Consider the following 8,707-nt stretch of genomic DNA (forward strand, 5'->3'; position numbering starts at 1 on the left):
GCTCGTACCCGATCCGGCCGGAGCCGGTGACCGGTCGGCGTTCATGGGCCGGGCCACCGCGGAGCTGCGTCCGCCCCGCTGGTTCGGCCGGCGACGGGCACGCGCTCACCGACCGACCCGCGACCTGTCCTCGCCGCCGGCCGGCCGGCGGCGGCGAGCGGCGGCTGCACATCCGCGGCCGGCGGCAGTACGCGGCCGCGCTGCCCCGCGAGTGGCGGACCGTGAAGGACACCCCGCGCGGGACGCCGGGCTGTCTGCACCCGCACCGGCACCCGCACCGGCCGCCGTCGTGGCGGACGACACCGCCCGGGCCTGACTGAGGGGGTGTACCCCTAGACCGCCCCGCGGACGGCCACGCCCTGCACCGCTGCCCGCGGCGGGGGCTGTCACGCTTTCTGGGGCCGCGCGGCGCCCCCGGTGGGGTCCCGCCTAGGGGGCGGTTAAGGGTGGGGGCCGGACGCCGAATTGCGTACCGTTTTTCTCGCCCGGGGTTTCATCGATTCTCGGCGCGATCTGCGCACAGCGTTGCCGGAGCTCCGTTCCGGCAACGCTGAATGGCGTCCGCTTCCCGCTGGCGGACGCCTGTCTGCGCACCCCGGCTGCCGCGTGCTTATCGAGAAGGGGAGCCATGGACTCTTTAGCCGAAGCGTTGCTCGCAGGGGCGGACGCGGAGGAGCTGGAACGGCGGGAACTTCCCGACGAATATCTGGCCGCGCATCTGCGCGCGGAGGACGTGGGCATGTTCGAAGGTGCCGAGGACAAAGACGTCCGCAGGTCCTTGCGGTTCGGCACGGTCGCGATGCCGGACCTCGCACCCGACGAAGTCGTGGTGGCCGTCATGGCCAGTTCCATCAACTACAACACCGTCTGGTCGGCGACCTTCGAGCCGGTGCCCACCTTCGAATTCCTCAAGCGTTACGGCCGCCAGGGCGGATTCGCCGCCCGGCACGACCTGCCGTACCAGGTGGTGGGTTCCGACGCGGCCGGAGTCGTCGTACGCGTCGGCGCCGGGGTGCGGCGCTGGCGGGTCGGCGACCATGTGGTGGTGAGCTGCGTCCAGGTGGACGAGCAGGAGCCGGCCACGCACGCCGACGCCATGCTCGGCACCGAGCAGCGCATCTGGGGCTACGAGACCAACTTCGGCGGGCTGGCGCACTACACCGTCGTGCGCGCCAGCCAACTGCTGCCCAAACCGGCCCACTTGACGTGGGAGGAGGCGTCCGGGGTGCTGCTGACCGCGGCCACCTCGTACCGGATGCTGGTCGGCGACAACGGGGCCCGCATCAAGCAGGGCGACATCGTGCTGATCTGGGGCGCCACCGGCGGCCTGGGCGCCTTCGCGGTGCAGATGGTCAAGAACGCGGGTGGTGTCCCCATCGGCGTGGTCAGCTCCCCGCGCAAGGCCGAGGTCCTGCGCCGGCTGGGCTGCGACGTGGTCATCGACCGCAACGAGATAGGCATGGGCGGCGACGCCCCGCTCACCCCGCAGCGCACCGTCGAACTGGGCAAGCGCCTGGGCCGGGAGATCCGCCGCCAGGTCGGCGAGGACCCGCACGTGGTCTTCGACTACATCGGCCGGGCCACCTTCGGGATTTCCGTCTTCGTGGTCCGCAAGGGCGGCGTGGTCGTCACCTGCGGTTCCAGCACCGGCTACGACCACCACTTCGACAACCGCTATCTGTGGATGAACCTGAAGCGCATCGTGGGCAGCCACGCGGCGAATCTGCAGGAGCAGGCGGAATGCAACCGGCTGTTCCGGCTCGGATTCCTGTCGCCCATCGTTTCCGCGGTGTATCCGCTGGAACAAATCGGTGAAGCGGCCCGGCTGGTCCAGCAGAACCGGCACATCGGAAAAGTCGGGGTGCTGTGCCTCGCACCGGAGGAGGGACTGGGTGTCACCGACCCGGTAATGCGCGCGAAAATCGGCGAGGAACGCCTCAACCCGCTCCGCGGACCAGGGAACTTCGCCGGCCCGCTGTCGTCCGCTGTCCTTGAGGGGGTCGGCTGAACATGCCGGACCAGCGCATCGGAATCATCTCGACCGGCTCGTATCTGCCGAAAAACGAAGTGAGCAACGAGGAGGTCGCCGAACGCGTCGGCGTCACCGCGGAATGGATCGAGCGCAAGACCCAGATACAGTCCCGGCGTTACGCCGCGCCGCACGAGGCGACGTCCGACCTTGCCACCCGCGCCGCGACCGCCGCCCTCGAACAGGCCGGCCTCACCCCGGACCGGATCGACTACATCATCGTCTCGACCTCCACCGGCGACTTCCCGCAGCCGCCGACGTCCTATGTCGTCCAGCACCGCCTCGGCGCGTACGGCGCCGCCTGCTTCGACGTCAACGTCGTCTGCAGCGGTTTCGTCTACGCGCTCGAACTCGCCCGCAGCCTCGTCGGGCTCAAGCCCGACAGCCGCGTACTGGTGATCGGCGCGGACCTCTACTCCCGGATCCTGGACTTCGACGACCGCAAGACCGCGGTGCTGTTCGCCGACGGGGCGGGCGCCGCCGTGGTCGGCCGGGTGCCCGAGCCGTACGGGATCCTCGGCACCGACCTGCGCAGCCGCGGCGACGCCCACCACCTGATCCGGGTGGACGCCGGCGGCAGCCGGAACCCGGCCACGGCCGAGACCGTCGCCGAGGGCGGCCACTTCTTCCGCATGGACGGCCGTGAGGTACGCGACTTCGTCGTCGACAACGTCCCCCCGGCGCTGCGGGCCCTGGCCGACCGCACCGGCCACGACCTCGCCGCGGTCGACCACTTCGTACCGCACCAGGCCAATGGGGTGATGCTCGGCGAGGTCGTGGAACGCGCCGGGCTGGCCAACGCACAGACCCACCGCACGCTGAAGAAGTACGGAAACGTGGGCAGCGCCTCGGTGCCCGTGGCCCTGGACGAGGCCAACCGCACCGGCGCGCTGTCCCCGGGAGACCTGGTGCTGCTCGCGGGGTTCGGCGGCGGCATGGCGATCGGGGCGTCGCTGCTGACCTGGGGGGCCGCCGCATGACCACGTCCGTGCAGACCGCCGGCAGCCCGTCTGCGGGGCTGCACCGGGTAGGGGTCGTCGGCAGCGGCATCATGGGCACCGGAATCGCCGAACTGTGCGCCAAGCGCGGCCTCGACGTCGTGGTCGCGGTCTCCTCCGAGGCGTCCCTCGCCACCGGGCCGCAGCGGCTGGCCGGCTCCCTGGACCGTGGGGTCGCCAAGGGCAAGCTGACCCCGGAGGAGCGCGACGCGGCCTGGAACCGGGTCGCGTTCACCACCGACCTCGCCGAACTGGCCGACCGCCACCTCGTGATCGAGGCGGTCAAGGAGGACGAGGAGCTCAAACTTGCGCTCTTCAGCACCCTGGACAAGATCGTCCAGGACCCGCAGGCGATCCTTGCCTCCAACACCTCCTCCATCCCGATCGTGCGGCTCGCACGGGCCACCAGCCGGCCCTCACGGGTCGTCGGCATGCACTTCTTCAACCCCGTGCCGGTTCTGCCGCTGGTCGAACTCGTCAGCTCGGTGCTGACCGGCCCCCAGGTCGGCGCCCAGGCCCTGCGCTTCGTGTCCGACGTGCTCGGCAAGAAGCCGATCAGCTCTCCCGACCGCGCCGGGTTCGTGGTCAACGCCCTGCTCTTCCCCTACCTGCTGTCGGCCGTCCGCATGGTCGACTCCGGGTTCGCCACCGCCGAGACCGTCGACGAGGGCATGGTCCAGGGCTGCTCCCACCCCATGGGCCCGCTGCGGCTCGCCGACCTCATCGGCCTCGACACCACCGTCTCGATCGCGGAGGCGATGTACGCGGAGTACAAGGAGCCGCTGTACGCGCCCCCGCCCCTGCTGCTGCGAATGGTCGAGGCCGGGCTGCTCGGCAAGAAGTCGGGCCGGGGTTTCTACGAGTACGCCTGACGCCGGCGCGACGAGGCACCGGCGCGACCGGGGAACCGGCGCAATGAGGCACCGGCACGACCGGGACACCCGCGCAACCGAGCACCTCTCCGCACGCGATGGCTCCGCCGCGCGCTGCCGCTGAAAGGAAGAGCCACACCATGGCCACTGCACCCGGGTCCAGTGCTCCGGCTGCTCTCCCCGAGCCGGACGAACCCATCGCCGTCGTCGGGCTGTCCTGCCGCTTCCCCGGAGCACCAGGACCCGAGGCGTACTGGCAACTGCTGACGGACGGCCGGAGTGCCGTGTCCGACACCGCCCCCCGGGACCGGCCCGGCCTGCCGGCCGGAGCCGTGTCCCGGCCGGCCGGATTCCTCGACGCCATCGACCGGTTCGACGCGGAGTTCTTCGGCATCACCCCCCGCGAGGCGGCGAGCACCGACCCGCAGCAGCGGCTCATGCTGGAACTCGCCTGGGAGGCCCTGGAGAACTCCGGCACCGTCCCCGGCACGCTGCGCGACACCCCCACCGGGGTCTACGTCGGCGCGATCTGGGACGACTACGCCAAGCTCGCCCACCACCACGGCGCCGCGGCGGTCACCCACCACACCATCACCGGGGTGAGCCGCGGCATCATCGCCAACCGCGTCTCGTACGTGCTCGGGCTGCGCGGCCCCAGCCTGGTCGTGGACTCCGCCCAGTCGTCCTCACTGGTCGCCGTGCAGCTCGCCTGCGAGAGCCTGCGCCGGGGCGACTGCGCGCTGGCGCTGGCCGGCGGGGTCAGCCTCAACCTGGTGCCCGAGGGCTTCACCGTCGCCGAGAAGTTCGGCGCCCTGTCGCCCACCGGCCGTACCTACACCTTCGACGAGCGCGCCAACGGCTACGTCCGGGGCGAGGGCGGCGGCCTCGTCGTCCTCAAGACGCTGCGGCAGGCACTCGCCGACGGTGACCGCGTCCACGCCGTCATCCGCGGCGGCGCCGTCAACAACGACGGCGGCGGCGACAACCTGACCGCCCCCCGCGGCGCCGCCCAGGAGGACGTGCTGCGCCTGGCCTACCAGCGGGCAGGCGTGGACCCGGCCGCCGTCCGCTTCGTCGAACTGCACGGCACCGGCACCCCGCTCGGCGACCCGGTCGAGGCCGCCGCGCTCGGCGCGGTGCTCGGCCACGGCAGCGGCCGGCCCGCCACCGCGCCGCTGCTCACCGGCTCCGTCAAGCCCAGCATCGGCCACCTGGAAGGCGCCGCCGGCATCGCGGGCCTGATCAAGGCGGTGCTGTGCCTGCGCGAGCACACGCTCGTCCCGAGCCTGAACTTCCGCTCGCCCAATCCGGCCATCGCGCTGGACGACCTCCGGCTCGCCGTCAACGACCGGCTCAGGCCGCTGGACGCACCCGACGGCGCGCCGCTCCTCGCCGGCCTCAGCTCCTTCGGCATGGGCGGCACGAACTGCCACCTGGTCCTGTCCGACTGGACGCCCGCCCCGGACGCCGAGCCCGACCCGGCCCGGCTCACCCCGGCCCGTACTGTCGCCGCCCCCACCCCCGTACCGGTCTCCGGGCGCACCGCCGCCGCGCTGGGCGCCCAGGCCGGCGCCCTGCGCGACCACCTCGACGCGCACCCCGGACAGGGCCTGGACGACGTGGTCCACTCGCTCGCGACCACCCGCAGCCACTTCCGGCACCGGGCCGTGCTGCTCGCCGACGACCGCGACGCGGTGCTGGCCGGTCTGCGGTCCCTGGCCGCGGGCGCCGACGCCCCGGGGACCGTGACCGGCCGGGTCCAGCCGGGCGGGCTCGCCTTCCTGTTCACCGGGCAGGGCAGCCAGCGGGCGGGCATGGGACGCGCGCTGTACGAGACGTACCCGGTCTTCGCCACGGCCCTCGACGAGGTCTGCGCCGAGCTCGACCCGCACCTCGACCGACCGCTGCGGGACCTGATGTTCACCGCGGAGGACGACGCCGACGCCGCCCTGCTGGACGCCACCGGCTACACGCAGGTCGCGCTGTTCGCGTACGAGACGGCGCTGTTCCGGCTGCTGGAGCACTGGGGCCTCACCCCCGACGTCGTCATGGGCCACTCCGTGGGCGAACTGGCCGCCGCGCACGCCGCCGGTGTGCTCTCCCTCGCCGACGCGTGCACCCTCGTCGCCGCCCGCGGCCGGCTGATGCAGCAACTGCCGTCCGGCGGCGCGATGGTGTCCCTCCAGGCATCCGAGGACGAGGTGCTGCCCACCCTGGCGCGGGCCGCGGGCCGGGTCTCGATCGCGGCGCTCAACGGCCCGGTGTCCACGGTGATCGCCGGTGACGAGGACGCGGTGCTCGGTATCGCCGAGCTCTGGCGGGAACGCGGCCGCAAGACGAGGCGCCTGCGCGTCAGCCACGCCTTCCACTCCCCGCACATGGACCCGATGCTCGACCGGTTCCGCCAGGTCGCGTCCGGCCTCACCTACCACGCACCGCGGATCCCCGTCGTGTCCAACCTCACCGGCCGCCCGGCCGGCGCCGAGGAGATCGGCACCCCCGACCACTGGGTGCGCCACGCCCGTGAGGGGGTCCGTTTCCACGACGGCATGGCGGCCCTGGCCCGGTCCGGCGCCCGCACCTTCCTGGAGGTCGGCCCCGACGCCGTACTCGCCGCGATGGCCCGCGAGTGCCTGTCCGGTGAGGACGGCCGCGCCGCAGCCTTCGTCGCGACCGCCCGCCGGTCCCGCCCCGAGGTGCCCGCCCTGCTGCGCGCCCTCGCCGAGGTCCATGTCCGCGGCGCCACCGTGGCCTGGGAGAAGACCGTCGCCGACCGGCACGGCCGCAGGGTCGACCTGCCGACCTACGCCTTCCAGCGCAGCTCGCACTGGCTTGCGACACCCGAGGGCACGGAGCTTCCGGCGGCGCTTCCGTCCGAGGCGGCGGTACGGCCGGTGGCCGGCTCCCGTGCCGAGGACACGTTGTTCCAGGTGCGCTGGACCGCGTACGCCCCCGCCCCCGGTGACGTGCCGGCCGCCGGCCGCTGGGCCGTCGCGGGCGCCGACGTCTTCGGCCTGGCCGCCGCCCTGACGACGGCCGTCGGCGGGGTGTCGGTCCACCCCGGACTGCACACGCTCGCGGCCGCCGGCACGGCCGTGCCCGACGTGGTTCTCGTGCCGTGCCCCACACCCGCCGCCGCCCCGGGCGCCGAGGGGGCCGCCACCGCGGTCCGCGACGCCCTCCGGGACACCGCGGCCTCGGTACGCGCCTGGCTGGCGGACGAGCGGTTCGCCGGTTCCCGGCTGGTGGCCGTCACCCGGGGCGCGGTCGCCACGGGCACCGGCGGCGGCGCGCCGGACCTGGCCGGTGCCGCGCTGTGGGGGCTGCTGCGGTCCCTGCGCGCCGAGCACCCCGGGCGGATCGGCATGCTGGACCTCGGCCCCGAGGGGGCGTCGGTGCGCGCGCTGCCCACGGCGGTGGCCTGCGCCGAGCCCGAACTCGCCGTGCGCGGCGGCACCGTGCTCGTGCCGCGGCTGGCGGCCCTGGAGCCGCCCGGCGGACCGGCCCCCGCGTGGGAGTCCGGCGGGACCGTCCTGATCACCGGCGGCACCCGCGGCCAGGGAGCCCTGGTGGCCCGCGAACTGGCCGCCCGGCAGGGCGTGCACCATCTGCTGCTGGCCGACCGGAGCGGGGAGGACGCCGAGGGCGCGGCCGGACTCGCCGCGGAACTGGGCGCGTCCGGCGTCCGGGTGACCGTCGCGGCGTGCGACGTGACCGACCGGGAGGACCTGGCGGCGCTGCTGGCCGCCGTCCCCGCCGAGCAGCCCCTCACCGCGGTCGTGCACGCGGTCGGCGTCTCCGGAGCGGGCGAGGGCGACGCGGACGCGACCGGGGACGAGCGGACCGAGCCGGTCCTGCGCGCGGCGGCGGACGCCGCACTGCTGCTGGACGAGCTGACCAGGCATCTGAAGCTCTCCGACTTCGTGCTGTTCTCGTCGCTGGCCGGCACCGCCGGCAGCGCGGGCCGGGCCGCCGACGCGGCCACCGGCGCCTTCCTCGACGCCCTCGCGGCCCAGCGCAGGAGCGAGGGACTGCCCGCCCTGTCCCTCGCCTGGGGGGAGTGGGCGGAGCTCCCGGGCGCGCCGGGCCGCGCGTTGCCCGGTACGGTCCCGCTCGCCGCCGACGAGGCGCTGTCCCTGCTCGGGGCGGCACGCGCCGCGGACATGCCCGTGGTGGTGCCCGCCCGCTTCGACCTCGCCGCTCTGCAGGAGGAGGCCGCCGGAGCGGAACTGCCCGGCGCGCTGCGCGGTCTGGTCGGCCCCGTCGCCGAACCCGCGCGGCGCGCCGGGGCGGAGGAGCAGATCGAGGCCGAGGAGCCGGCGACCCCCGCCGACGGGCTCGCCCGGCGGCTCGCGGGCCTGCCAGGCCCCGACGCCGAGCGGCTGATCCACGACCTCGTCCGTACCCAGGTCGCCGCGGTCATGGGATACGCCGCCGCGGACGCGGTGGACGTCACGAACACCTTCAAGGGCCTGGGCTTCGACTCCCTCACCGGCGTCGAGCTGTGCGACCGGCTGAGCGAGGCCGTGGGCGTCCAGGTGCCGGCCACGCTCGTCTTCGACCACCCCACCCCCGAGGCCGTCGTCCGCTACCTGCGTTCCGCCCTGCTGGGCGAGCCGGACACCGCGGCACCGGCTCCCGCCGCCGGACTCCCCGCCGACGACGACCCCATCGCCATCGTGGGGGTGGGGTGCCGGTATCCGGGTGGGGTGCGGTCGGCTGAGGACTTGTGGGAGCTGGTGGTGTCCGGGTCGGACGCGGTGTCGGGTTTTCCGGTGGACCGGGGCTGGGATGTGGAGGGGTTGTAC

4 protein-coding genes are annotated in these 8,707 nt (G+C 74.1%); all 4 read left to right on the plus strand.

Annotation, left to right across the window (positions count from 1 at the left end; genetic code table 11):
* Positions 1-628: 628 nt before the first annotated feature.
* Complete coding sequence (gene ccrA, locus VIW71_RS04435) at positions 629-2,008, plus strand: crotonyl-CoA carboxylase/reductase (RefSeq protein WP_331620629.1); 1,380 nt, start codon at positions 629-631, stop codon at positions 2,006-2,008.
* A 2-nt stretch (positions 2,009-2,010) separates the two neighbouring features.
* A complete protein-coding gene (locus tag VIW71_RS04440; protein ID WP_331620630.1) occupies positions 2,011-3,009 on the plus strand; it encodes a 3-oxoacyl-ACP synthase III family protein in 999 nt (332 codons plus the stop codon).
* Positions 3,006-3,899 carry a 3-hydroxybutyryl-CoA dehydrogenase gene (locus tag VIW71_RS04445; protein WP_331620631.1) on the plus strand — a complete coding sequence of 298 codons (894 nt, stop codon included), beginning with the start codon at positions 3,006-3,008 and terminating at the stop codon, positions 3,897-3,899. The genes VIW71_RS04440 and VIW71_RS04445 overlap by 4 nt, the downstream gene beginning before the upstream one ends.
* A 140-nt stretch (positions 3,900-4,039) precedes the next feature.
* The coding region (locus tag VIW71_RS04450) for a type I polyketide synthase (RefSeq protein WP_331620632.1) at positions 4,040-8,707 on the plus strand (4,668 nt) is incomplete at its 3' end.

The organism is Streptomyces sp., assembly GCF_036524955.1.
GTDB lineage: Bacteria > Actinomycetota > Actinomycetes > Streptomycetales > Streptomycetaceae > Actinacidiphila.